Origin of the sequence: Pseudomonas farsensis (assembly GCF_014268805.2) — a bacterium.
Taxonomy (GTDB): Bacteria; Pseudomonadota; Gammaproteobacteria; order Pseudomonadales; family Pseudomonadaceae; genus Aquipseudomonas; species Aquipseudomonas farsensis.
In genome coordinates this window covers 834,047-856,442 of record NZ_JABWRF020000002.1, presented here as the reverse complement: position 1 = coordinate 856,442, position 22,396 = coordinate 834,047, and the positions used below count along the sequence as shown (strand labels likewise).

At 63.9% G+C, this 22,396-nt stretch carries 19 protein-coding genes; 10 read left to right on the top strand and 9 right to left on the bottom strand.

Annotated features, from left to right (window positions below; translation table 11 throughout):
* Nucleotides 1-153: 153 nt before the first annotated feature.
* Nucleotides 154-372 carry a DUF1289 domain-containing protein gene (locus HU719_RS13155; RefSeq protein ID WP_186520126.1) on the bottom strand — a complete coding sequence of 73 codons (219 nt, stop codon included), beginning with the start codon at nucleotides 370-372 and terminating at the stop codon, nucleotides 154-156.
* Between the two features lies 1 nt (nucleotide 373).
* Nucleotides 374-706, bottom strand: coding sequence for an iron donor protein CyaY (gene cyaY / locus HU719_RS13150; protein WP_186520127.1), 333 nt, complete (start codon nucleotides 704-706; stop codon nucleotides 374-376).
* Nucleotides 707-882: 176 nt separating this feature from the next.
* On the opposite strand from cyaY, the gene lptM reads away from it, so the two are divergent.
* Genes lptM through HU719_RS13120 form a run of 6 tightly spaced genes read left to right on the top strand, consistent with a single transcriptional unit; the run spans nucleotide 883 to nucleotide 5,478 of the window.
* Complete coding sequence (lptM, locus tag HU719_RS13145; protein WP_186520128.1) at nucleotides 883-1,083, top strand: LPS translocon maturation chaperone LptM; 201 nt, start codon at nucleotides 883-885, stop codon at nucleotides 1,081-1,083.
* A 9-nt stretch (nucleotides 1,084-1,092) separates the two neighbouring features.
* Nucleotides 1,093-2,340, top strand: coding sequence for a diaminopimelate decarboxylase (lysA, locus tag HU719_RS13140; RefSeq protein WP_186520129.1), 1,248 nt, complete (start codon nucleotides 1,093-1,095; stop codon nucleotides 2,338-2,340).
* Between the two features lie 4 nt (nucleotides 2,341-2,344).
* Nucleotides 2,345-3,175, top strand: coding sequence for a diaminopimelate epimerase (gene dapF, locus HU719_RS13135; protein WP_186535942.1), 831 nt, complete (start codon nucleotides 2,345-2,347; stop codon nucleotides 3,173-3,175).
* A 13-nt stretch (nucleotides 3,176-3,188) separates the two neighbouring features.
* The gene (locus tag HU719_RS13130; RefSeq protein WP_186520131.1) at nucleotides 3,189-3,887 is read left to right on the top strand and encodes a DUF484 family protein; all 699 of its coding nucleotides are present in this window, start codon (nucleotides 3,189-3,191) and stop codon (nucleotides 3,885-3,887) included.
* Complete coding sequence (xerC, locus tag HU719_RS13125) at nucleotides 3,887-4,786, top strand: tyrosine recombinase XerC (protein ID WP_186520132.1); 900 nt, start codon at nucleotides 3,887-3,889, stop codon at nucleotides 4,784-4,786. Before HU719_RS13130 ends, xerC begins: the two co-directional genes overlap by 1 nt.
* A complete protein-coding gene (locus HU719_RS13120) occupies nucleotides 4,783-5,478 on the top strand; it encodes an HAD family hydrolase (RefSeq protein WP_186520133.1) in 696 nt (231 codons plus the stop codon). The genes xerC and HU719_RS13120 overlap by 4 nt, the downstream gene beginning before the upstream one ends.
* Before the next feature lie 84 nt (nucleotides 5,479-5,562).
* On the opposite strand, the gene sutA is transcribed toward HU719_RS13120, so the two are convergent.
* The 3 genes from sutA to glnK form a co-directional block, all read right to left on the bottom strand.
* A complete protein-coding gene (sutA, locus tag HU719_RS13115) occupies nucleotides 5,563-5,892 on the bottom strand; it encodes a dormancy-specific transcriptional regulator SutA (protein ID WP_186520134.1) in 330 nt (109 codons plus the stop codon).
* A gap of 424 nt (nucleotides 5,893-6,316) precedes the next feature.
* The gene (locus HU719_RS13110; protein ID WP_186520135.1) at nucleotides 6,317-7,648 is read right to left on the bottom strand and encodes an ammonium transporter; all 1,332 of its coding nucleotides are present in this window, start codon (nucleotides 7,646-7,648) and stop codon (nucleotides 6,317-6,319) included.
* A gap of 50 nt (nucleotides 7,649-7,698) precedes the next feature.
* Nucleotides 7,699-8,037 carry a P-II family nitrogen regulator gene (glnK, locus tag HU719_RS13105; RefSeq protein ID WP_002555808.1) on the bottom strand — a complete coding sequence of 113 codons (339 nt, stop codon included), beginning with the start codon at nucleotides 8,035-8,037 and terminating at the stop codon, nucleotides 7,699-7,701.
* Between the two features lie 396 nt (nucleotides 8,038-8,433).
* On the opposite strand from glnK, the gene HU719_RS13100 reads away from it, so the two are divergent.
* Nucleotides 8,434-8,742: an accessory factor UbiK family protein gene (locus HU719_RS13100; protein ID WP_186535940.1), complete on the top strand. Its 309-nt coding sequence runs from the start codon at nucleotides 8,434-8,436 to the stop codon at nucleotides 8,740-8,742.
* A gap of 64 nt (nucleotides 8,743-8,806) precedes the next feature.
* On the opposite strand, the gene HU719_RS13095 is transcribed toward HU719_RS13100, so the two are convergent.
* Entirely contained in the window at nucleotides 8,807-9,238 is a 432-nt protein-coding gene (locus HU719_RS13095) for a hypothetical protein (RefSeq protein WP_186535937.1), read from the bottom strand.
* Nucleotides 9,239-9,757: 519 nt separating this feature from the next.
* Here HU719_RS13095 and HU719_RS13090 point away from each other — a divergent pair.
* The 3 genes from HU719_RS13090 to HU719_RS13080 all read left to right on the top strand — a co-directional run bounded on the left by HU719_RS13090 (nucleotide 9,758) and on the right by HU719_RS13080 (nucleotide 14,806).
* Nucleotides 9,758-9,985: a hypothetical protein gene (locus HU719_RS13090; RefSeq protein ID WP_186535934.1), complete on the top strand. Its 228-nt coding sequence runs from the start codon at nucleotides 9,758-9,760 to the stop codon at nucleotides 9,983-9,985.
* 282 nt (nucleotides 9,986-10,267) lie between these two features.
* Complete coding sequence (gene mgtA / locus HU719_RS13085) at nucleotides 10,268-12,958, top strand: magnesium-translocating P-type ATPase (RefSeq protein WP_186535932.1); 2,691 nt, start codon at nucleotides 10,268-10,270, stop codon at nucleotides 12,956-12,958.
* 360 nt (nucleotides 12,959-13,318) lie between these two features.
* Nucleotides 13,319-14,806 carry a YifB family Mg chelatase-like AAA ATPase gene (locus tag HU719_RS13080; RefSeq protein WP_186535930.1) on the top strand — a complete coding sequence of 496 codons (1,488 nt, stop codon included), beginning with the start codon at nucleotides 13,319-13,321 and terminating at the stop codon, nucleotides 14,804-14,806.
* Here HU719_RS13080 and HU719_RS13075 read toward each other — a convergent pair.
* The 3 genes from HU719_RS13075 to HU719_RS13065 are packed head-to-tail and all read right to left on the bottom strand — an operon-like array spanning nucleotide 14,757 to nucleotide 22,386.
* On the bottom strand, nucleotides 14,757-15,236 hold the full coding sequence (locus HU719_RS13075; RefSeq protein ID WP_217843717.1) for a hypothetical protein: 480 nt from the start codon (nucleotides 15,234-15,236) through the stop codon (nucleotides 14,757-14,759). The genes HU719_RS13080 and HU719_RS13075 overlap by 50 nt on opposite strands.
* On the bottom strand, nucleotides 15,233-15,691 hold the full coding sequence (locus HU719_RS13070; RefSeq protein WP_186535927.1) for a hypothetical protein: 459 nt from the start codon (nucleotides 15,689-15,691) through the stop codon (nucleotides 15,233-15,235). Before HU719_RS13070 ends, HU719_RS13075 begins: the two co-directional genes overlap by 4 nt.
* Nucleotides 15,688-22,386 (bottom strand): two-partner secretion domain-containing protein, encoded by a 6,699-nt coding sequence (locus HU719_RS13065; protein WP_186535925.1) that lies wholly within the window; start codon nucleotides 22,384-22,386, stop codon nucleotides 15,688-15,690. The genes HU719_RS13070 and HU719_RS13065 overlap by 4 nt, the downstream gene beginning before the upstream one ends.
* Between the last annotated feature and the right edge of the window lie 10 nt (nucleotides 22,387-22,396).

Below are 22,396 nucleotides of genomic sequence, written 5' to 3'. Positions count from 1 at the left end.
TCCAGTCAGACTCCTTAGAACGTGCGGTTTTCCTGAGGCAGATAAAGCAAAACCCCGCCCAAGGGCGGGGTTTGTGAATGCTTTGGCGTCGACGACGCAGAACCCGACACTACCACAGCGGGGCAAATACTCAAGCCCACACGGTATTTGTGGCTAAGCCTGCGAGCGCGCCTGCAACGCCTGGGCCTCGCGGCAGATCTGCCGCCGCCGCTCGTCGTCGGCCGCCCGCCATTCGCGGATATGCTCGACATGCCGGTGGCAACCGGTGCACACCTTGTGTTCATCGAGCCGGCAGATGCTGATGCACGGTGATGGCACCGCAGGGCTGACATTGCTGTAGAGCGGCTTGGCTGGCCGAGGGGCGGTGGTCATCTCAGATCTCGTCGAAATCCAGCTTTTCGCCGGCACGTTCCCAGACGATGCGCTCAAGCATCTCGCCCAGCAGCTCATCGCTCTTCTCGCAGGTCCACTTGCCGCTTTCTTCGTCGTAGTCGAAGTGGAAGCCGCCGGAGCGATCGGCCAGCCACAGCTGACGCAGCGGCTCCTGGCGGCTGAAAATCAGCTGGCTGCCGTTCTCGAACTTGATGGTCAGGACACCCGCCGAGTTCTCCATGTCCAGGTCCATGCCGCTCTCGTCGAACAGGTCTTCAAGGGCCTGTTGGGTCGCGTCGACCAGGTCATGGAACCGCGCTTCACTCAAACTCATTGCTGGGGACCTCGAATAATGACTGCACACATGCAAGCCAGGCACGATAAGGGCGAAACCGCAAAGCCACAAGTCTTGAGCTGCACGCCGCCCGACGGGGCGGCCCTCGCATAGGCAATCGGGTGGTCGCTCGGTATACTCCGGCGTAATACTGCATATTTCTAAGGATTTCACCCATGAAGCGCCTGATTTCCTCCCTCGCGGCGCTGGTCGCGGTTGCCTGCCTCGTTTCGGCCTGCGGTCAGAAAGGCCCGTTGTACCTGCCAGAAGACGGCAAGGACGGCAAAGGCCCGAGTTCCTCGCGTCAGCACCAGCATGCGCACCCCGCCGCTGCCCAACCGCAGGACGATGCGGAACAAGAGCAGCCCGAGGAATAAGGAAGTCCAATGGACGCATTCAACTACCGCGGCGGCGAGCTGTTCGCGGAAGGGGTGGGCCTGGCGGCCATTGCCGAGCGCTTCGGCACCCCCACGTACGTGTACTCACGCGCCCACATCGAGGCGCAGTACCGCAGCTACACCGACGCACTGCAAGGCAGCGAGCACCTGGTGTGCTTCGCGGTCAAGGCCAACTCCAACCTCGGCGTGCTGAACCTGCTGGCCCGCCTGGGCGCAGGGTTCGATATCGTTTCCGGGGGTGAGCTGGAGCGGGTGCTGGCCGCCGGTGGCCGCGCTGACCGCGTGGTGTTCTCAGGCGTCGGCAAAACCCGTGAAGACATGCGCCGCGCGCTGCAAGTGGGCGTGCACTGCTTCAACGTCGAGTCCACCGACGAGCTCGAACGCCTGCAAGTGGTCGCCGCCGAAATGGGCAAGGTGGCCCCAGTGTCGCTGCGGGTGAACCCGGACGTCGATGCTGGCACCCATCCGTACATTTCCACCGGGCTCAAAGAGAACAAGTTCGGTATCGCCATTGCCGATGCCGAAGACATCTACGTGCGCGCCGCGCAGTTGCCGAACCTTGAAGTGGTCGGCGTCGACTGCCACATTGGCTCGCAACTGACCACCGTCGAGCCGTTCCTCGATGCCCTGGACCGCCTGCTGGACCTGATCGACCGCCTTGGCGAATGTGGCATTCACCTGCGCCACCTCGACCTCGGCGGCGGCGTGGGCGTGCGCTATCGCGACGAACAACCGCCGCTGCTGGCCGACTACATCCAGGCCATCCGCGAGCGCGTGGGTGATCGCGACCTGGCGCTGGTCTTCGAGCCTGGGCGCTACATCGTCGCCAATGCCGGCGTGCTGCTGACCCGCGTCGAGTACCTCAAGCACACCGAACACAAAGACTTTGCCGTGGTTGACGCAGCCATGAACGACCTGATCCGCCCGGCCCTGTACCAGGCCTGGATGGGTGTCAGTGCCGTGCAGCCGCGCGAAGGCGAAGGCCGCAGCTACGACATCGTCGGGCCGATCTGCGAAACCGGCGATTTCCTCGCCAAGGAGCGCACGCTGAACCTGGCCGAGGGCGACCTGCTCGCCGTGCAGTCGGCGGGCGCCTATGGTTTTGTCATGAGCTCGAACTACAACACCCGTGGCCGCTGCGCCGAAGTGCTGGTCGATGGCGACCAGGCCTTCGAAGTGCGCCGCCGCGAAACCATTGCCGAACTGTTCGCCGGCGAAAGCCTGCTGCCGGAGTGAACCCATGCTGCTGCGTTTCACCAAGATGCACGGGCTGGGCAACGATTTCATGGTCCTCGACCTGGTCAGCCAGCACGCGCACATCCAGCCCAAGCATGCCAAGCAATGGGGTGACCGCCATACCGGTATCGGCTTCGATCAGCTGCTGATCGTCGAAGCGCCGAACAACCCGGAAGTCGACTTCCGCTACCGCATCTTCAACGCCGACGGCTCTGAAGTGGAGCAGTGCGGCAACGGCGCGCGCTGCTTCGCCCGCTTCGTGCTGGACAAGCGCCTGACCGCGAAAAAACGCATCCGCGTTGAAACCAAAAGCGGCATCATCGAGCTGGATGTACGCAACGACGGGCAGATTTGCGTCGACATGGGGCCGCCGCGCTTCGTGCCGGCCGACATTCCGTTCGTGGCCGATGAACAGGCCCTGAGCTACCCGCTTGAAGTGGACGGCAAGGTCTACCCGATTGCCGCAGTCTCCATGGGCAACCCCCACTCGGTGCTGCGCGTGGATGACATCCACGCAGCGCCAGTGCATGAGCTGGGGCCGAAGATCGAGCACCACCCGCGCTTCCCGCAGCGGGTCAACGCCGGTTTCATCCAGGTAGTCGACCGCCATCGCGCCAACCTGCGGGTGTGGGAACGTGGCGCGGGGGAAACCCAGGCCTGCGGCACCGGCGCCTGCGCCGCTGCGGTGGCGGCCATCGCCCAAGGCTGGATGGATTCACCCGTGACCATCGACCTGCCAGGCGGGCGCCTGAGCATCGAATGGGCTGGCCCCGGCCATTCGGTATTGATGACCGGCCCGGCTGTCCGCGTTTTCGAAGGACAGGTTCGTCTTTAAGCGAGTATCTGCCATGACCGATCAGCCCAAGGTTGTACCCGAGCTCGACGCCGATGCGGTGGTCGCCTACCTGCGCGCCCACCCACGTTTTTTTGCCGAGCATGACGAGCTGCTGCTGGAGCAGCGCATCCCCCACCAGCGCGGCGACAGCGTCTCGCTGGTGGAGCGCCAGCTGACACTGCTGCGTGAGCGTAACATCGAGATGCGCCATCGCCTGTCGCAACTGATGGACGTGGCACGCGACAACGACCGGCTGTTCGACAAGACCCGCAGGCTGATCCTTGACCTGCTCGACGCCAGCAGCCTCGAAGAAGTGGTCATGGCCGTCGAAGACAGCCTGCGCCAGGAATTCCAGGTGCCCTTCGTCAGCCTGATCCTGTTCGGCGAAAACGCAGCGCCAGTCGGGCGCTGGGTGCCCGGCAGCGAAGCGCAGCAAGCCATCGGCGGGCTGATTGGCGGCGGCAAGACTGTCAGCGGCAGCCTGCGTGAGCATGAGCTGGCATTCCTGTTCGGCGACGGGCAGCACAAGGAAGTGGGCTCCAGCGCCGTGGCGACCCTTGAATACCAGGGGCTGCATGGCGTGCTGGCGATTGGCAGCCGCGACCCGCAGCACTATAAAAGCAGCGTTGGTACGCTGTTCCTCAGCTATATCGCCGAAGTGCTCGGCCGCGTAGTGCCGCGCTTCACCAACACGCTACGTTCGGTGCGCTGATGGAACGCCAACTGGACGCTTATTGTGCGCACCTGCGCAACGAGCGCCAGGTGTCCGACCATACCTTGCAGGCCTACCGGCGCGATTTGCTCAAGGTCATCGAGTTCTGCACCAGCCAGCACATCGCCGGCTGGGAGGCGCTGCAGGTGCAGCAGTTGCGCCAGCTGGTCGCCCGTCAGCATCATCAAGGCCAGGCATCGCGCAGCCTGGCGCGCATGCTGTCGGCGGTGCGCGGCTTGTACCGCTACCTCAACCGCGAAGGCCTGTGCCAACACGACCCGGCCACGGGTTTGTCGCCGCCCAAGGGTGAGCGGCGCCTGCCCAAGGTGCTCGACACCGACCGCGCCCTGCAACTGCTCGATGGCGGCGTGGACGACGACTTCATTGCCCGCCGCGACCAGGCCATCCTCGAACTGTTCTACTCCTCGGGCCTGCGCCTGTCAGAATTGACCGGCCTTGATCTTGACCAGCTCGACCTTACTGGCGGCCTGGTGCAAGTGGTCGGCAAGGGCAGCAAAAGCCGCGTGCTTCCGGTTGGGCGCAAGGCCCGCGAGGCCCTGCAGGCCTGGCTGCGCCTGCGCGGTATCGCCGCCCCCGTGGACGGCGCGGTGTTCATCACCCGGCAAGGCAAACGCCTCAGCCCACGCGCTATTCAGTTGCGGGTCAAGACTGCCGGTGAGCGCGAGCTGGGCCAGCACCTGCATCCGCACATGCTCCGCCATTCCTTCGCCAGCCACCTGCTCGAGTCGTCCCAGGACTTGCGCGCGGTGCAAGAGATGCTCGGCCATGCCGACATCAGCACCACGCAGATCTACACCCACCTGGACTTCCAGCACCTGGCCGCGGTGTACGACAGCGCCCACCCTCGGGCCAAACGCAGCAAAGGCACCGACTCATGAGCATTCAGCTGATCACCTTCGACCTCGACGACACGCTGTGGGATACCGCACCGGTGATTGCCAGTGCCGAAGTCGTCCTGCGCGACTGGCTTGCCGCCAATGCGCCGGTACTGGGCGGGGTGCCGGTTGAGCACCTGTTCGCTATCCGCGAGCGCCTGGTGCAGGCCGAGCCTGGCCTCAAGCACCGTATCAGCGCGCTGCGTCGGCGCGTGTTGTTCCATGCCCTTGAAGAGGCCGGGTACAGCGAGAAACAGGCGACTGAGCTGGCCAACGAAGGCTTTGAAGTGTTCCTGCATGCCCGCCACCAGGTCGAAGTGTTCCCTGAAGTGCAGCCGGTGCTGGAGGCCCTGCGCCACAGCTACAGCCTGGGTGTGGTCACCAATGGCAACGCCGATGTGCGCCGCCTGGGGCTGGCGGACTACTTCCGCTTTGCCCTCTGCGCCGAAGACCTGGGCGTTGGCAAACCGGACCCTGCGTTGTTCAAAGAGGCGCTCAGGCTTGGCCAGGTGCAGGCCGGCGGCGCGGTGCATATTGGCGACCACCCCGGCGACGATATCGCCGGGGCTCAGCAAGCCGGGCTGCGTGCGGTGTGGTTCAACCCGCAGGGCAAGGCCTGGACCGCTGAACGCGCCCCGGATGCCGAGATCCAGCGCCTGTCGCAATTGCCCGAGCTACTCGCCCGCTGGCACTGAAACGCGAAAGCGGGCTGGCCCAAGCCCGGAAAAGCGCCCACAAAAAAGCCCGCAGCGACGGCGGGCTTTTTTGCATTCAGCCACTTAGATAGGGCGGCTGCCGTACTTGTTGTCAGGCTTCTTGGGCGGGTCAGCGACCACATTGGCCTCGACTTCCTGCACCTTGCCGCCGCGCGAAAGGAATTCCTCCATCGCCCTGGCCAGTGCATCACGCTCTTTCTGCTTGGCTTCGATGCTCGGCATGTCATCTACCGAAACAGCCGCCTTGGACTTGCCCTTGGCCGCAGGAGCCGGGCTGCTGTCGTCATCGCCGGAGTCTTCAGCGCTATCGTCAGCTGCAGCTTCCAGACCGTCATCAGCCTCGTCATCGTCGCCTACTTCGAGGTCGTCGTTTTCCAGATCGTCGTCGCTCATGTTCTACCTCATGACTTGCGAAAGCAGGTTGGTTATAGACCCGTGCAGCCGTAGACCGGCTGCTACTGGTGAAAATTCAACTGGCCGTGGGTTGGCCATTAACTGGGCTGCCCGCCTCGGGATATGAGGCCGGGACCCTACAGGCCCTGCTTCGCACAGGACCTGGCCGTAAATACGCCCTGCTGGCCACAGGCTACTGCAAGCCTAGCAAAGGGTAGCGAAGTGTGTGGCTACGCGTGCAGCACTCTTCGGCGCGCATTCTAGCGCGCCCGCAGAAAAAGCAAAGCACCACAAACGCCCTATTGGTTGTAAGTTTTTGGCCGAGGTTGCGATAAGGCCATAGAAACCGTTTGCCCGCTACGAAACAGTAAATAACAGGCAAAAAAATGCCCGGCGAGCCGGGCAAGTTTTTTTAGCGTGGCAGTTACAAGTTGTAACCGCGCTCGTTGTGCTGAGCCAGGTCGAGGCCGACCGCCTCTTCTTCTTCGTTGACCCGCAGGCCCATCACCACATCCAGCACCTTGAGGATCACGTAGGTGATGATGGCGGTGTAGACCACAGTGAAGATCACGCCCTTGGCCTGAATCCAGAACTGCGCGCCAATATCGGTGACCGCGCCGAAGCCGCCCAAGGCAGGCGCTGCGAACACACCGGTGAGCAGTGCGCCGACGATGCCGCCGATACCGTGCACACCGAAGGCGTCGAGCGAGTCGTCATAGCCCAGCTTGCGCTTGAGGCTGGTGGCGCAGAAGTAGCAGATGATGCCCGAGGCCAGGCCGATCACCAGGGCGCCCATCGGGCCCACGGTGCCAGCTGCCGGGGTGATTGCCACCAGGCCCGCAACCACACCCGAGGCGATGCCCAGGGCGCTGGGTTTGCCGTGGCCGATCCACTCGGCGAACATCCAGCCCAGAGCGGCGGCGGCAGTGGCGATCTGGGTGACCAGCATGGCCATGCCGGCAGTGCCGTTGGCGGCAGCGGCAGAGCCTGCGTTGAAGCCGAACCAGCCGATCCACAGCATCGCGGCGCCAATCAGGGTGTAGCCCAGGTTGTGCGGCGCCATCGGCGTGGTCGGGTAGCCTTTGCGCTTGCCCAGTACCAGGCAGCAGACAAGGCCCGCGATACCGGCGTTGATGTGCACCACGGTGCCACCGGCGAAGTCCAGTACGCCCCAGTCCCACATCAGCGCGCCGTCACCGCTCCAGACCATGTGCGCGATAGGCGCATAGACCAGCACGAACCAGATGCTCATGAAGATCAGCATGGCCGAGAACTTCATGCGCTCGGCAAAGGCGCCGACGATCAGCGCGGGGGTGATGATGGCGAAGGTCATCTGGAAGGTGATGAACACCGCTTCCGGGAACAGCGCCGTGGCGGAGGTCAGGCTGTCAGGCGTGACGCCGTTGAGGAACGCCTTGCTCAGGCCGCCCACGAAGGAATTGAAGTTGAGCACGCCCTTTTCCATACCGGTGGTATCGAAGGCCAGGCTGTAGCCGAAAATCACCCACAGGAGGCTCATCAGGCCGGTGATGGCGAAACACTGCATCATCACCGAGAGCACGTTCTTGGAACGCACCATGCCGCCGTAGAACAGGGCAAGGCCCGGGATGGTCATGAACAGCACCAGCGCCGTGGCAGTGAGCATCCAGGCGGTGTCACCGGAGTTCAGCGCCGGGGCAGCTTCCTCGGCCAGGGCCAGCCCTGGCATTGCGAGGGACAATAGGGCTCCTAGCCCTGCGATCTTACGCAGAGTCATGTTGTTTTCTCCTGGGGCGTTGGGGTTTGGTGAGGCTTTTTTTGTTGCGCTTAGATCGCGTCGGTATCGGTTTCGCCGGTACGGATGCGGATCGCCTGCTCCAGATTGACCACGAAGATCTTGCCGTCACCGATCTTGCCGGTGTTGGCCGCCTTGGTGATGGCTTCGATTACCCGATCAAGGTCTTTGTCGTCGATGGCGACATCGATCTTCACCTTGGGCAGGAAATCGACCACGTATTCGGCGCCGCGATACAGCTCGGTGTGACCCTTCTGCCGGCCGAAGCCTTTGACTTCGGTCACGGTGATGCCCTGCACGCCGATTTCCGACAGCGACTCGCGCACGTCGTCCAGCTTGAACGGCTTGATGATGGCAGTGACTAGCTTCATGAAACTCTCTCCCGATTTGGTGGACTTGCCCCAGGAAAACAAACCCGTCTCAAGTCTAAGCGCAGCGCCTGGCTTTGTAACGCATCGTCGGCTCCATCCTCCCCGCCGACATGCATCGCGGCTGTGGCGAAGGGCCTTGCGCACCGCATGCTGTCGATGGACTGCATCAGTGCACGGCTCGAACAGGTCATTGCAGAAACCTTGCCACATCGCGCAAAGGCCCCAAAAACAAGTAGTTGCGTAAATCACTCAGGCTTGGCCAGTCGCCATCAGCGAAAACCTGCACCGTTTCGGTGCGCGACCTTTGGCCACGCTGCGCAAAAAGCGTGCAGGCCAAAGCCGCATGACCTGCGTGTTACACTGCCGGCCTTTCCAACGATCAGCGGATAGCCAGACATGCTCGCGCCCAAAGCCTTTCTCGATGCCCTGAGCGACCAGGCCTCGCGCCTGTTCAACAGCGACACCGCACAGCCCCGCGCCGAACTCGAAAGCCAGTTCAAGGTGTTGATGCAGGGCGCGTTCAGCAAACTCGACCTGGTCAGCCGTGACGAATTCGACAGCCAGATGGTCGTGCTGGCCCGCACCCGCGCGCGCCTTGAAGCGCTGGAAAAACAGTTTGCCGAACTGGAGGCACGGATGGCGCCGCCTGCTGCGGAGTCAGTCCTCGCCGAGCGTCAGGAAGACCGCCCCCCTGCAACTGAATGACACCGGCTGCCTGGGTATCGCAACTCGCGATGTTGCAATGTGCTCCAGGCGCCTGATGCCTTCGTCAACGCACCGGGCGCACACGGCGGGTGCCGAAATACACCCCGGCGGCCAGCCCAGCCAACGCCAGAATCGGCAGCGCGATCACAATTAGCCTGATCGAGTCGTTGTTGGCCTGTATTACGCGCTGGTACAGGCCATCGTCGTAAAGCACCTGCCCTTCAAGGGTGGCGAGCTCACGGATGATCACTTGGTCTGCGTGTGGTTCGACAACCAACCTTACTGGAGTGCCCTTGCGCAGGCCGGCCGCGTGGAAGGCTTGTGTGTTGGCGTACACGGGCCTGACCTGGCTGGCTGAGTCACCTGGCAGGGTGAACCGCACGCCAAACTGGGTCAGGGAGCGGTCCGGTTTCCAGGACGAACCATTACTGTTGACCGTTGCGCCCAGCCCGACCCAACTGGCCGGCTCCGGTGCTCGATAGGTCTGCCAGGTCACCAGGTATACACCCGCAACCAGCAGGGCAGTGAGGGCAAAGGACCAACAGCCAAGGGCCTTTGTTTTGCTGGGGAGGTGCCGGTGGGCACTGAGCAGATGCAGCATGGCATTCCTTGGCTGAATGGGCGCACAGGGTTTGAGCGCCCGGACTTTGACAAGATCCGCACCCACCTACTCTACCTTGAAGCGGCAGGCTTGCCAGGCGATACATGCAACTTTGGGAACCTTCCTACAAACAACTCCCAACATTAAACAAGATGAAACTTTCTTAAGTAACACCTTGCCTGTTGACTTACCCGCTATGCTCTCATAAAGTTCACCCGCCCTTGAAACGGGCCTTTATTAATTCTACGAAGAATTCAATGGACACAGTATCTAGTCGCTGCCTGGCCGCTCACTGCTGCCAGGCACCTGAATCAGAACGCCAGGCCCGCCCCCAAGGCCGGTCAAGCCACGCTAGAGCCTGATGCTCCGCCGTAGCTTGCCGCCCCGGGTGCCAGCCCGGCAGGAGGCAAGCTCATGAACTACATCGCAGACATCTGCCGTCGCCTGCACGCCCGCCTAGCGGCGCTGCAAGCCACGCGGCCCAAGGCCTCTGCGCCTAACCCCACATGCCTTCCAGGTGGCTCGCGACTGCGCGCCACCTGGCTGTCGTCGCCTGGCCATCACGGCCCGCGCCTGCACTGGCAGCAAGACGACAGCCAAAAACCACCGAGTCGCTGGGCCGGCCTGTTGTGCTTCGGCTGACCGGTACGGCGCTATTCGAAACCTGACAAACCCACCTTCAAGGCACGGGCTTTTATTATTAAAAGCCTGACGGCAATTTATTACCCATCACTTATCGGGGCAATTAAACCCATGGACTCAGCCAGTAGAAAGTTCGCTGCCGAGAATAACCCCGGCCTTCGCCAGCGAACGGACACATGCCGGAATAACTTGAATTCAAACCGATCGAAAGATCGCGGTTCGACGCACGTCCATTAATTGGCTTTGTGCGCCGCACCGCCTCCTGCGGCAGGAGCACAGCCAATGACCGTAAAAGAACGCAACACCCACACCACCGAAATGCACGCCGCCCGCGAAGCACGCAACGGCCTGGGCGTGACCTTCGCCAACCTCGACACCAGCGAACGGGGCCTGACCGACCACGAAGCCGCCAAGCGCCTGCTGCGCGACGGCCCAAACGAAGTGGCCCATGACCAGCCGCTGCCCGCTGTCGTGCAACTGTTGAAGGCCCTGCACAACCCCTTCATCTATGTGCTGCTGACGCTCGCGGCCATCAGCTTCGTGACTGACTACTGGCTACCGCGCCGAGCGGGCGAGCTGGACGACATGGACCTGACCAAGGTGATCATCATCCTCAGCATGGTCAGCGTCAGCGGCCTGCTGCGCTTCTGGCAGGAATACCGCTCGGCCAAGGCTGCCGAAGCCCTCAAGGCCATGGTCCGCACCACCGCCACGGTGCTGCGCCGCCAGCGCCACGACTGGCCATCGCGCCTGTGCGAGGTGCCGATGAACCAACTGGTAGCCGGCGATATCGTGCAACTGAGCGCCGGTGACATGATCCCCGCCGACATCCGCCTGATCGAGTCCCGCGACCTGTTCATCAGCCAGGCCGTGCTCACCGGCGAAGCGCTGCCGGTAGAGAAATACGACACCTTGGGCAACATCGCGCAGAAGTCAGCCGCACACAGCGGGCAAGACAGCGCCAACCTGCTCGACCTGCCCAACATCGGTTTCATGGGCACCAACGTGGTCAGCGGCCGCGCCCGGGCCGTGGTGGTCGCAACCGGCAAGGGTACCTACTTCGGCTCGCTTGCCAAGGCCATCTCCGGCTCGCGCAGCCAAACTGCTTTCGACCGTGGGGTGAACAGCGTCAGCAGCCTGTTGATCCGCTTCATGCTGGTGATGGTGCCGGTGGTGTTCGTGCTCAACGGGGTGGTCAAGGGCGACTGGAGCGATGCCTTCCTGTTCGCCCTGGCGGTAGCCGTGGGCCTGACGCCCGAAATGCTGCCGATGATCGTCAGCGCCAACCTGGCCAAAGGCGCAGTGGCCATGGCCCGGCGCAAAGTGGTGGTGAAACGCCTGAACGCCATCCAGAACTTCGGTTCGATGGACGTGCTGTGCACCGACAAGACCGGCACCCTGACCCAGGACCGCATCATCCTCGAACACCACCTCGGCGCCGACGGCCTCAGCGACCCGCAACTGCTCGAACTGGCCTGGCTCAACAGCCATCACCAAAGCGGTGTAAAAAACCTGATGGACCAGGCCGTGCTGCGCTTCGCTGGCGAAAGCCAAGGCTTCCAGGCGCCGCTGGGCTTCGCCAAGGTCGATGAACTGCCCTTCGATTTCCTGCGCCGCCGCCTCTCGGTGATCGTCAGGGACCCTCAGGGTGAACACCTGCTGGTGAGCAAGGGCGCCGTCGAAGAAATGCTCGCCATTGCCACCCATGTGCAGCGCGGCGGCGCGTGCGTGGCCCTTGATGATGTGCAGCGCGAGCAACTGCTGGCCACCGCCCGCCGCTACAACCAGGACGGTTTCCGCGTGCTGCTGGTCGGCACCCGCGCCATCGAAGCCCACCAGCACAAGGCGCAGTACCACACCGATGACGAGCAAGGCTTGGTGATTCGCGGCCTGCTGACCTTCCTCGACCCACCCAAGGACAGCGCCGGCCCCGCCATCGCAGCTCTGCGCGACATGGGCGTGCAGGTAAAAGTGCTGACCGGCGATAACCCGGTGGTCACCTGCAAGGTTTGCCGCGAAGTCGGCCTGGAGCCGGGCGAGCCGCTGCTGGGCCAGGACATCGAACGGTTGGACGATAGCCAGCTCAGGGCACAGGTCGAAAGCCGCAGCGTGTTCGCCAAGCTCACGCCCTTGCAGAAGTCGCGCGTGCTCAAGGCACTGCAAGCCAATGGCCACACGGTCGGGTTTCTCGGCGACGGCATCAACGACGCCCCAGCCCTGCGCGACGCCGATGTGGGTATTTCAGTGGACAGCGGCACCGACATCGCCAAGGAATCGGCCGATATCATCCTGCTGGAAAAAAGCCTGATGGTGCTCGAAGAGGGCGTGATCAAAGGCCGCGAAACCTTCGGCAACATCATGAAGTACCTGTGCATGACCGCCAGTTCCAACTTCGGCAATGTGTTCTCGGTATTAGTGGCCAGCGCGTTCATCCCCTTCATGCCCATGCTGGCGATCCACCTGCTGCTGCAGAACCTGCTGTACGACTTCTCGCAGCTGTCGCTGCCCTGGGACCGCATGGACAAGGAGTTCCTGGACCAGCCACGCAAATGGGACGCGCGCAATATCGGCCGTTTCATGCTGTGGATCGGGCCAACCTCGTCGATCTTCGACATCACCACCTTTGCGCTGATGTGGTACGTATTCGCCGCCAATAGCGTCGAAATGCAGGCGTTGTTCCAGTCGGGCTGGTTCATCGAAGGGTTGCTGTCGCAGACGCTGGTGGTGCACATGCTGCGCACCCGGCGGGTGCCGTTCTTCCAGAGCACCGCAGCACTGCCGGTGATTCTCGCCACCGGGTTGGTGATGTGCCTGGGTATTTATATTCCGTTCTCGCCGCTGGGGGCGATGGTCGGGCTGGTGCCGCTGCCGTGGGACTATTTCCCATGGCTGGTGGCCACCCTGCTCGGCTACTGCGTGGTGGCACAGGGCATGAAGACCTTGTACATCCGCCGCTTTGGGCAGTGGTTCTGAACGGTAGGTGCTGATGGTCACCACAGGCCGGGGCCAACCTGCCCCGGCTGCATCGCAGGCGCTGATGACGCGGAATATCAGGCTGTTGTGGTGAGCGGGCTTGCCCCGCGTTGGGTTGCGTAGCAACCCCAGCCATGAACAACGCGATGCATCTAACGCGCTTTTGATGCGGGTTTCAGGGCTGCTTCGCAGCCCAACGCGGGGCAAGCCCGCTCGCCACAAGAAGGTTTCCGCTCGCCCCCCTAAGCCCCCCACCCGAAACTCCGTGACTCACTTTCTGGAAAGCCCGACAGCCCAGCCAATCTATGCTTTGCCCTGCCGCAGGAAGCGGCTTCATTTCTGGCCAACACGGAGTGCCCAATGTCCCTCGCCCTCGTTCACAGCCGCGCCCAGGTGGGCGTGCTGGCGCCCGCCGTCAGCGTCGAGACTCACCTGGCCAACGGCCTGCCCGCGCTCACGCTGGTCGGCTTGCCGGAGGCCACGGTCAAGGAGAGTAAAGACCGCGTACGCAGCGCCATCGTCAACTCTGGCCTGGACTACCCGGCGCGGCGGATTACCCAGAGCCTGGCGCCGGCAGACCTGCCCAAGGACGGTGGGCGCTATGACCTGGCGATCGCGCTGGGCATCCTCGCGGCCAACGGCCAGGTGCCAGTGGCGGCGCTTGAAGACATCGAATGCCTCGGTGAACTGGCGTTGTCGGGGGCGGTGCGGCCAGTGAATGGCGTACTGCCCGCTGCGCTTGCGGCACGCGATGCCGGGCGGGCGCTGGTGGTGCCGCGCGAGAATGCCGAAGAGGCAAGCCTGGCCGGTGGCCTGGTGGTGTACGCGGTGGGGCATCTGCAAGAGCTGGTCGCTCACCTGAGCGGCCAACTGCCGCTGCCGCCCTTTGCCGCCAACGGCTTGCTGCTGGAGCAACGGCCTTACCCCGACCTCAGCGAAGTGCAGGGCCAAAGCGCCGCCAAGCGTGCCTTGCTGGTGGCCGCTGCCGGTGGCCACAACCTGCTGTTTACCGGCCCGCCAGGCACCGGCAAAACCTTGCTCGCCAGCCGCCTGCCGGGGCTGCTGCCGCCGCTGAACGAGCGCGAAGCGCTGGAGGTGGCAGCCATTCGCTCGGTCAGCGGCAGCGCGCCGCTGGACAGCTGGCCGCAGCGCCCCTTCCGCCACCCGCACCACTCGGCCTCGGGGCCGGCACTGGTGGGTGGGGGCAGCCGCCCGCAACCCGGTGAAATCACCCTGGCGCACCATGGCGTGCTGTTTCTCGATGAGTTGCCGGAGTTCGAACGCCGGGTGCTGGAGGTGCTGCGCGAACCGCTGGAATCGGGCGAAATCGTTATTGCACGGGCCAAGGACCGGGTGCGTTTTCCGGCGCGCTTTCAGTTGGTGGCAGCGATGAACCCCTGCCCCTGCGGCTATTTTGGCGACCCCAGCGGCCGCTGCCGCTGCAGCCCCGAGCAGATCCAGCGTTACCGCAACAAACTGTCGGGCCCGCTGCTGGACCGCATCGACCTGCACCTGACCGTCGCCCGCGAGAACACCGTGCTCGGCAACCAGCCCAGCGGTGAAAGCAGCGCCAGCGTGGCCCAAGTGGTGGCTGAGGCGCGGGAGCGCCAGCAATGCCGCCAGGGCTGCGCTAACGCCTTTCTCGACCTCAAAGGCTTGCGCCGCCATTGCGCGCTACCGCAAGCCGATCAAACCTGGCTCGAAACCGCCTGCGAACGGCTGACCCTGTCACTGCGCGCCGCCCATCGCCTGTTGAAGGTGGCGCGAACGCTTGCCGACCTGGAGCAGCTCGATGCCATTACCCGCGCGCATCTGGCCGAGGCGTTGCAGTATCGGCCGGGGTCTTGAGTGCAGGTGGTAGCAGCAGGAGGGCCGCCACCAAGGCCACACAAGCGCCGACCACAAATGGCGATGCCGCGCCGAGCACCGGCAACGTTGGCACCAGCGTGCGGTCGAGCGAGCGGCTGGCGAACAGCTCGGCCCAACCTTGGCATACCGCACCCGCCAGCACCGCCACAGCAGCCACCACCCACGGGCTGCGGTGCAGGCGCATGGCAGCGCATACCCCGCCAATGAACAAGCCTGGTAGCCCGTAAGTGACCAAGCCGCCAAGCATCAGCAGCATGGCCAGGCTGCTATAAATGGCCACCGCTTCGATAGGCCTGCCCGTGAGCGGCGCCGCCAACAAGCCACCAAGCACCGCCGCGAGCCCTGTCAGGGATGGCGCGCACACAAAACCCAGCACTACCCGCCGAGTTGGATAACGCCGCGGCATCATTCACCTGCTGCCGGCAACGACGATGGACGCGGCAATAGCCAAAACCCCATCACCAGCGCCACGCCAGCGGCAAGCACGGTCGGGGTGGCCTGCTCCAGTACCGGCAGCGTCGGGATCGCCCTGTCGGTATCGATCAGGATGCGAAGCAATTGGCCCCACCCATAGCCCACAGCGGCGCCTACCAGGCTCAGGCCAGCCAGCGCGGCCAGGGTGCGGCGCAAGCGCAGCACCACGCACATCACCCCGATCAACCCGGCAGGCAGGCCGTAGTACAACAGGCCGAACAGCATGAACAATGTGCCGAAGTTGAAATAGAACGATGGCTCTTCAGTGGTACCGGTGGTGACCAAGGACGCCAACAGATCGCCTACTACCAGGGCCAACCCCATCAGCGCCGGGGCGAAGACGAACCCGGTGATCACCTTGCCACGCGGGTAACCGTTTTTGCTGGTCATGGCACACACCCTTGCCCGGACGAATAGTTGAGCAGCTTGCAGCCATATTTGATGCGGGAATCGTAATTCAGGATTTCAATGCCGCCGGGCATGGTCTGGTAGTCCTGAAGGGCGCCCTTGACCAGCCCGTTATCGGAATTGGTCATATCCTTGGACCTGTTCACGAACCAGGTGCGGTCCTTCAGATACTTCTCATGCACCGGCTGCAATACCCGCTGCTCGTTCTTCAACTGATTGATGTCCCACTGCACGGGGTCTGCGCCATTGTTGTACAACGACTTGAAGTTGTCGAAGCCTGCCTCGATCAGCGCGGCGCCCGCAGCCTCCCGCCATTCATAGATTTTCGGCGCATGGTAGCCGGTCAATGCCACTGCGCCGCCAAGGAACGTCAGCGACGAACCGTGCCCGTCCGCACCAAGCCCCGTCAAGCTCGCACGCGATACCAGCTCTGCGCCATAGAACCATTTGGCCCCGGAGCCGAGGTTGAACTCGTACTTGTCGCTGGCACCGAAGAAGTCGGCGCGGTTGTCGATGCTATTGACGTAAAGCGGGAAGACGTCCTTGGCATCCTTACCGTTGTACAACTGGTCGAAGGTGGCACCCGAAGAGCGGCCAACATCGCTGTTCATGTAGTCCCAGGCATCCTGCATGGCCACATACTTGATCGCCGTGGTCATGGCATTACGGCAAGCATCACTGCTCGGCGCCACAGTGCACAGGGACTTCATTTCTTTATCGAGCATCTTGCTCAGCGCTTCGGCATCATTGATTGCCTTCTCTTTCTGCGCCTGGGTCGAGCAGGTATCACCGGCCAGGCACGCTTTGACCTCGTCCATTTTCTGGTGAGTGAGGTAGTTGTACTGGGTCGAGTTGGCCGCAACCCAAGCGCCAGTCTGCAGGTTCTTGGGATCGTCGCCCTGGGTTGACGCCACCAGCACGCCGATCACCTGGGAGTTCATGGTCAACAGGCCTTTGCGTTTGGTGTCGTCCATGTCGGCATATTGCTTGGCCAAGGTATCGACCAGCGCCTCGTTGACCCCAGCTGCCAGCGCACCGGTGCGGAAGTCGCCACCGGCCGCTTCTGCCGCCAGGCCGCCCATTACCGCGTGCATGGCGACCTTGCTGACGCTGCCGTTCTTGATGTCCCAACGGTCCGGGCTGCTGACATCGCCGATCAGGTTGAACCCGGCCGCAGCAAAGCTGTTGGCCAGGCTGCTGCGCAGCGCATCACTGAACGAACTGTCGCCGCCCAATGCACGGTCGAGCACAGTCGAGGTGCCGTTTTGCAGCAACTGGTTGCCGGCAAAGCGGCCCATGCCTTCAAGCGATGCCAGGCCGCCAACAGGCGCCACCGGCGCGGTGTCGGGCACAACGCCTGGGGCGCCGGTTTCGGTGCCGAGCCAGCTGTCATACACCCCAGCGGTCAGGCCGGCGGTGATGCCGGTGACCAGGTAGCCCCGCACCGCATCCTTGGACGTGACGTCCTTGAGCACCAGCTCCAGGTTGCCCTTGTTGTTGATGGTGCTGACCGCAGCGCTGCCGGCAGCCGAGGAAATCACTGCCGTGGCCGCCACGTTGGCCCAGCCGGCAGCAGTGGTCGCGGTGGCCGCTGCCCATACCGAGGTGGTGGCAGCGGCGGTCCCGGCGGCCGTGCCAGCTGCGGTACCTGCGGCAGCGGCGCCTGCGGTTGCGCCCGCGGTTGCCCCACCGGCACCGGCCGCACCGGCTACCAAGCCGCTGGCCGCGCCTGCGGTGAAGTAGGCGACCACAATGGCGATCACCATTGCCGCTGCGCCGCCGAGGCTGGAATTGTTGTACTTGAACGAGTCGTGGACTTCCTTGACCCGCTTCCAGTCAACATCGCCGCGCTGCTCCATGTCCTTGAGCCAGCCCATGCTTGGGTCAGCCTGCACCATCGCGTCGATGGTCTGGCTGACCGACTGCTGGTTGACCTCCTTGAGGTCGATGGAAAGGCCGTCGACCGCCTTGACGATGATGTCGCCTCGGGCGCCAAGCTGGCTCTGCAGCACGGTTTCGTCGGTGTTGCCCTTGCCCTTGGAGGACTGCCAGACCACGCTGCTCTTGCTCTTCTCGTGGCTTTCCTGGTCGAGGTCCTTGACCGCCTCGAAGGTGATCGCGCCGCCGCTGTCGAGCAGCAGCCCACCGCCACTCTGCAAGTTGGCGCGCTGGTAGCGCTGGTCGCCGCCGCTGGCCAGCACCAGGTCGCCACCCGTGGTGATCTGGCTGCCCACTGCACGCACTTGGGTGACTTCGTCGCGGCGGGTCTTCTTGCTGCCCCAGGAGCCTTTCTTCTTCATGTCGTAAAGGTGGTAGGTGGTGTTCTGCCCCGCCAGCAGCTCCAGTTGCTTGCCGGCATACAGGTACGCTTCGTTGCCGGCTTTGAGCTGGCTGGCCATCACCAGCAGGTTGCCATCGGCGAGCACGCCAAGGTCGCCACCGGCTTCGATGACGGTCGCTTGCTGCTGCAGGCTGCTGTCCTGGCGCTCGACCTTCTTGCCGCTGCGCTTGTAGCGGTACTCGCTGCTGTCTTCGTTGGCGGCAGCGGCGAGGGTGATGTCCTTGCCGGCGCCCAGGGTCACGTCGCCACCGGCCTTGACCTTGCTGGCGATGATCGCCAGGTTTTCTGCGGCGCTGGCGGCCAGGTTGCCACCCACACTGACGTCGCTGCCGTGCTGCGTGGTCTGGGTGCTGTTCCAGTAGTGGCGCTTGTCCTGGCGCAGGCGATTTTGCTCTTCGACCGCCGAGGTGATGATCAGGTCGCCGCCCGCCTTCAGCTCTGCGTTGCCGCCCGCCTGCAAGCGCGAGCCGACGTTGAGCAGGTCGCCACCGGCCTGCAGCTTGAGGTCGTTGCCGGCCTCGATCACCGACGCCTTGCCGACCACGCTGGTGGTCTGCGCGTAGCCTTTGCCGCTGAGGGTCTGCTGGCTGACGCTGCGCTCGTTGATGATGTCGCCGGTAATGGCCACGGCGCTGACGTCCTTGCCGCTGATAACACCGGCCTGGGCGTTGTGGATGCTTTGCGTGGCCAGCAGTTGCAGGCGCTGGTCGGCCTGCATCAGGCCGGTGTTGAGGATGCCGCTGGCGCTGGCGTCGAGGTTGGCGCTGGCGCGCAAAGTGCCGCTGTTGCTCAGCGAACTACCGCCGATCAAGGTCAGGTTCTGGCCCTGCATCAGCGCGCCGGTTGGCGCCAGGCGGTCACCGGCCTGGGCCAGGTATACCACCGGGGCCAGCACGCGCTGGCCGTTCACTTCGCGCTCTTCGAGCCAGACGATATCGTGGGTCAAAGCCGCGACCTGCTCGGCCGACAGGCCCACGCCCAGCGCCAGGTTCAGCGCCTCCTTGCTGGCCACGGCGTTGTCCATCAGGTAGCGGAACTGCTCCTCGTCATTCTTGAAGCCATCGAGCAGGCGCTTGCCGGTGCGCGCGGCCACCGCCTGTTCGATCAGGCGCTGTTCGTACAGGCCGTCGCCCAGGCGGCGTTGCGCCTGATCGGGGTCGAAGCCCAGTTGGCCGAGCATGTAGTCGGAGCTGACAAAGCGGCCCAGGTCGGCGAATGCCGGGTTGGTTTCTACCAGGTAGTTGTGGCCAGGGTTCTGCACCACCTGGAACAACCCATGCTCGCCACCCGGCAGGCTGAAGCCCGGCAGCCCCAGCGGGTCGACCGCCTGCTGCGCGGTGTCAGCAGGCAACTGCGGGTTGAGGCGAACCACCAAGGTGTCGGTGGCGCTACCCACGCCTGCGTCCAGGCCTTTGCCGCTGCCGTCCTGCGGCGCCTGATGGGCAAGCACGGCGGTGTTTTCCAGCGGCTGGCTGGCCTGGATATGCACGTTGCCACCGGCCTGGATGATCGCCGGGGCCGCGATGCCGAGCGGGGTTTCACGCTGCACATCGCTGACCAGGTTCCAGCGCTCCAGCGCGGTCGGCATGGGCGCAGGTTCGGTCAGGGCGTTGTACGGGTTGATCCAGGCTCTGCGGAAGCGCTTGTCGGTGCCGTTGGTGATGCGCCCGGTGTTGAACGTGCGCTCACGTTCCACTGTGGCAAACGCTGCACCGAGGTTCTCAAGGGTGGTGGCTTCGATGCGGATATCACCACCGGCGCTCAGGGTGCTGTAGTGGTTTTTCACCGCGCCGCCGATCAGGGTCAGGTTGGCGCCGCTGTGGATTCGCGAAGCAGCCGAGTCCGCCAGCACGCGGGTTTCGAATTGCTCGGTGGCAATGTAATCGACGTTATGGTGATCGCCACTGCAGTCGTAGCATTTCACGTCGACGCGGCCAGCGGTCTGCACCAGGCCCCAATCGAACACATCCTTGCGGTTATCCAGGCGCGCCGCGCGGATATCCAGGTTGCCGCGTGATTCGATACTGCCAGACAGGTTTTCCACAAGGGTCAGTGCGCTGCCAGCATCATCACGGGCAATGTCCAGCGCGCCCAGGCTGTAGATATCGCCCAGGCGGTTGGTCAGGCTGGCAGTGCGCAGGGCCATGTCGGCGCCGCTGAAGATCAACCCGCGCTCGTTGCGCAAGGCATCAGCTTGCAGGCGCAGAGCGCCGGCGCTGCCGAGGGTGCCGAAGTTTTGCAGGCTGGCGGCTTTGGCCAGCAGGCTGTCCTTGGCGGTGATGCTGCCTTGGTTGCTCATTACCCCGGTGGTCACCAACTCGGCTGACGCGCCGGCGCGAATGTCGGCAGATGCACCGAAGCTCGCACTGGCGGCCTCGAACAGCAGCTTGCCCAGGCTGTGCAAGCTGCCGTTGCCGCTGTAGTCGCCGCTCAGGCGCAGTTGCAGCGCGCCGTCGGTGGCGATCAGGCCGTCGTTGACCCAACTGCCGCCGGTGGCGACGATGTCCTGGCGCGAGACCAGCGCACCGCTGCTGGTTTGGGTGAACTGGCCGATGTTCAGGGTCAGCCGCTCGGCCTGTAGTTCACTGGTGTTGGTCCAGCTCGCGGCATCCACGGTCAGTTCGCCATTGCTGATAAAGCGCCCGCCCGCCTGGCCGAGGTCGGCCAGGCCCAGGGTGAAGCCTGAGGTGCCCAGGTGGCGCAGGGTGCCGCCTTGGTTGGTAAGGCTGGCGCTGGTCAGCTTGAGCCCGGCGTTGCCCACCTCGACCAGGCCGGCATTGTTGTTGAACAGGCCGTCCACTTGCAGTTGGCTGCTGCCATTGCTGCTCAGTGCGCGCAGGCGGCCTTCGCTGTTGGTCAGGCTGCCAGCGGCCAAGGTCAGGCTCTGCGTGGCTTCGACCAGCCCTTTGCTGTTATCCAGCGCGCCGCTCAGGGCCAGGTCGATGTTGTCCGCCGCCAGCGTGCCGCCTTGGTTGTCCAGGCTGGCGCCGTCGACCTTGAGGGTGTGCTTGGCAAGCATTTCACCGGCCTGGTTGGCGACCGCGCCCCCCGTGATGGTGAGGTTTTTCTGCGAAATGATCTGGCCGTTGGCGTTTTCCAGCCGCTCGGCCTTGAGGGTGCTGGTGCCGGCGCTGACCAGCTTGCCACCGTTGTTATCCAACGTTTTCACGTCGGCATCGAGGGTGCCATGGCTGACCATCTGGCCGCGGTTGGTCACCCGTTCAGCCCCCAGCAGCAACCTACTGTCGGCCACCAACGTGCCGTCGGCCTTGACCCCGGCTTCGACCACACCGGCGTTGTCCAGCGCGCCGCCTTTGACCTCGACCTGCTTGCCCGCCGCCAGGCTCTTGCGCACCACTGTCGTGTCGCTGGCCTGAACCGTGGCCTTGTTGCCGGCATAGGTGTCTTCGCCCAGCTCGATCCGTTGCGCAGTCAGGTTGATGTCACGGCTGGCGGCGACGCGGGCCATGTTGAGCTGGCCATTGGCGTCGATCTGGATATCGCCTGCGCTGGCCGCCATGTCGCCGGCAAGCTTCACGCCCACGCCTTTCTCGGTGCCCACCAAGCGGATGGTGTTGGCGTACATGCCGCCCAGTGCCGAGCTGTCGATGGCCAGGGACGGTTTTTCGCGGCCATCATCGGCCTTGGCGGTGGCGGCCAGGGTGTTGGCGTCGACCTCGTTGCGCCCGGTAATCACGTTCAGTTCGCGGGCATGCAGCTCGGCGTTGATCTGCGTGCTGCGGGTGATCAGGTCGAACTGGTCGACATTGCCCGCATTCAGGCCCCGACCTTCGATGGCAATGGCGCCGCCATCGACGTCGAAACGTTGCAGGCGGCCATCATCGAGCACCGGTTTACCGGTGGTGAGGGTGACCCGCGGCGTGTTGATGAAGCCGCAACCGTCGCAGGAAATGCCGTGCGGGTTGGCCACGATCACCCGCGCCGAGCGCCCGGCAACTTCGGTGTAGCCCTTGAGCTGGGTGGAGTTGGCCCCCGTCACCTCGTTGAGGATCACCCGCGCGCTACCGTTCTTCAGGTTGGCGTTGCCATTGACGTACCCACCCAGCTGGGTCTTGGTCAGCGTCTGGCTGTTGTTGAGGATCAGGCCCTGGCTACCGACGTTGTAGTCGTTGAACTTGTTGTGCGACAAGCCGCTGCCGTTGGGCGTGGCGATGTTGACCACAGGCACGCCGTTGTTGGCCTGGCCCACGCTGGTATTGCCACCGGCGCCACGGTCAACCGCCAGTTGCGCCGCCGTCGCCAGCACCGGGTTGAGTGTCAGCACGCCGGTCAAGGTCAGGGCGATATGCTTGAACAGGGGACTACGCACGTCCATGTCGGTACTC

Bases quoted from the DNA above. Each gene is read 5' to 3' on its own strand.
- HU719_RS13155 (WP_186520126.1), bottom strand. From the start codon at position 372: ATGACCACCGCCCCTCGGCCAGCCAAGCCGCTCTACAGCAATGTCAGC.
- cyaY (WP_186520127.1), bottom strand. From the start codon at position 706: ATGAGTTTGAGTGAAGCGCGGTTCCATGACCTGGTCGACGCGACCCAA.
- lptM (WP_186520128.1), top strand. From the start codon at position 883: ATGAAGCGCCTGATTTCCTCCCTCGCGGCGCTGGTCGCGGTTGCCTGC.
- lysA (WP_186520129.1), top strand. From the start codon at position 1,093: ATGGACGCATTCAACTACCGCGGCGGCGAGCTGTTCGCGGAAGGGGTG.
- dapF (WP_186535942.1), top strand. From the start codon at position 2,345: ATGCTGCTGCGTTTCACCAAGATGCACGGGCTGGGCAACGATTTCATG.
- HU719_RS13130 (WP_186520131.1), top strand. From the start codon at position 3,189: ATGACCGATCAGCCCAAGGTTGTACCCGAGCTCGACGCCGATGCGGTG.
- xerC (WP_186520132.1), top strand. From the start codon at position 3,887: ATGGAACGCCAACTGGACGCTTATTGTGCGCACCTGCGCAACGAGCGC.
- HU719_RS13120 (WP_186520133.1), top strand. From the start codon at position 4,783: ATGAGCATTCAGCTGATCACCTTCGACCTCGACGACACGCTGTGGGAT.
- sutA (WP_186520134.1), bottom strand. From the start codon at position 5,892: ATGAGCGACGACGATCTGGAAAACGACGACCTCGAAGTAGGCGACGAT.
- HU719_RS13110 (WP_186520135.1), bottom strand. From the start codon at position 7,648: ATGACTCTGCGTAAGATCGCAGGGCTAGGAGCCCTATTGTCCCTCGCA.
- glnK (WP_002555808.1), bottom strand. From the start codon at position 8,037: ATGAAGCTAGTCACTGCCATCATCAAGCCGTTCAAGCTGGACGACGTG.
- HU719_RS13100 (WP_186535940.1), top strand. From the start codon at position 8,434: ATGCTCGCGCCCAAAGCCTTTCTCGATGCCCTGAGCGACCAGGCCTCG.
- HU719_RS13090 (WP_186535934.1), top strand. From the start codon at position 9,758: ATGAACTACATCGCAGACATCTGCCGTCGCCTGCACGCCCGCCTAGCG.
- mgtA (WP_186535932.1), top strand. From the start codon at position 10,268: ATGACCGTAAAAGAACGCAACACCCACACCACCGAAATGCACGCCGCC.
- HU719_RS13080 (WP_186535930.1), top strand. From the start codon at position 13,319: ATGTCCCTCGCCCTCGTTCACAGCCGCGCCCAGGTGGGCGTGCTGGCG.
- HU719_RS13075 (WP_217843717.1), bottom strand. From the start codon at position 15,236: ATGATGCCGCGGCGTTATCCAACTCGGCGGGTAGTGCTGGGTTTTGTG.
- HU719_RS13070 (WP_186535927.1), bottom strand. From the start codon at position 15,691: ATGACCAGCAAAAACGGTTACCCGCGTGGCAAGGTGATCACCGGGTTC.
- HU719_RS13065 (WP_186535925.1), bottom strand. From the start codon at position 22,386: ATGGACGTGCGTAGTCCCCTGTTCAAGCATATCGCCCTGACCTTGACC.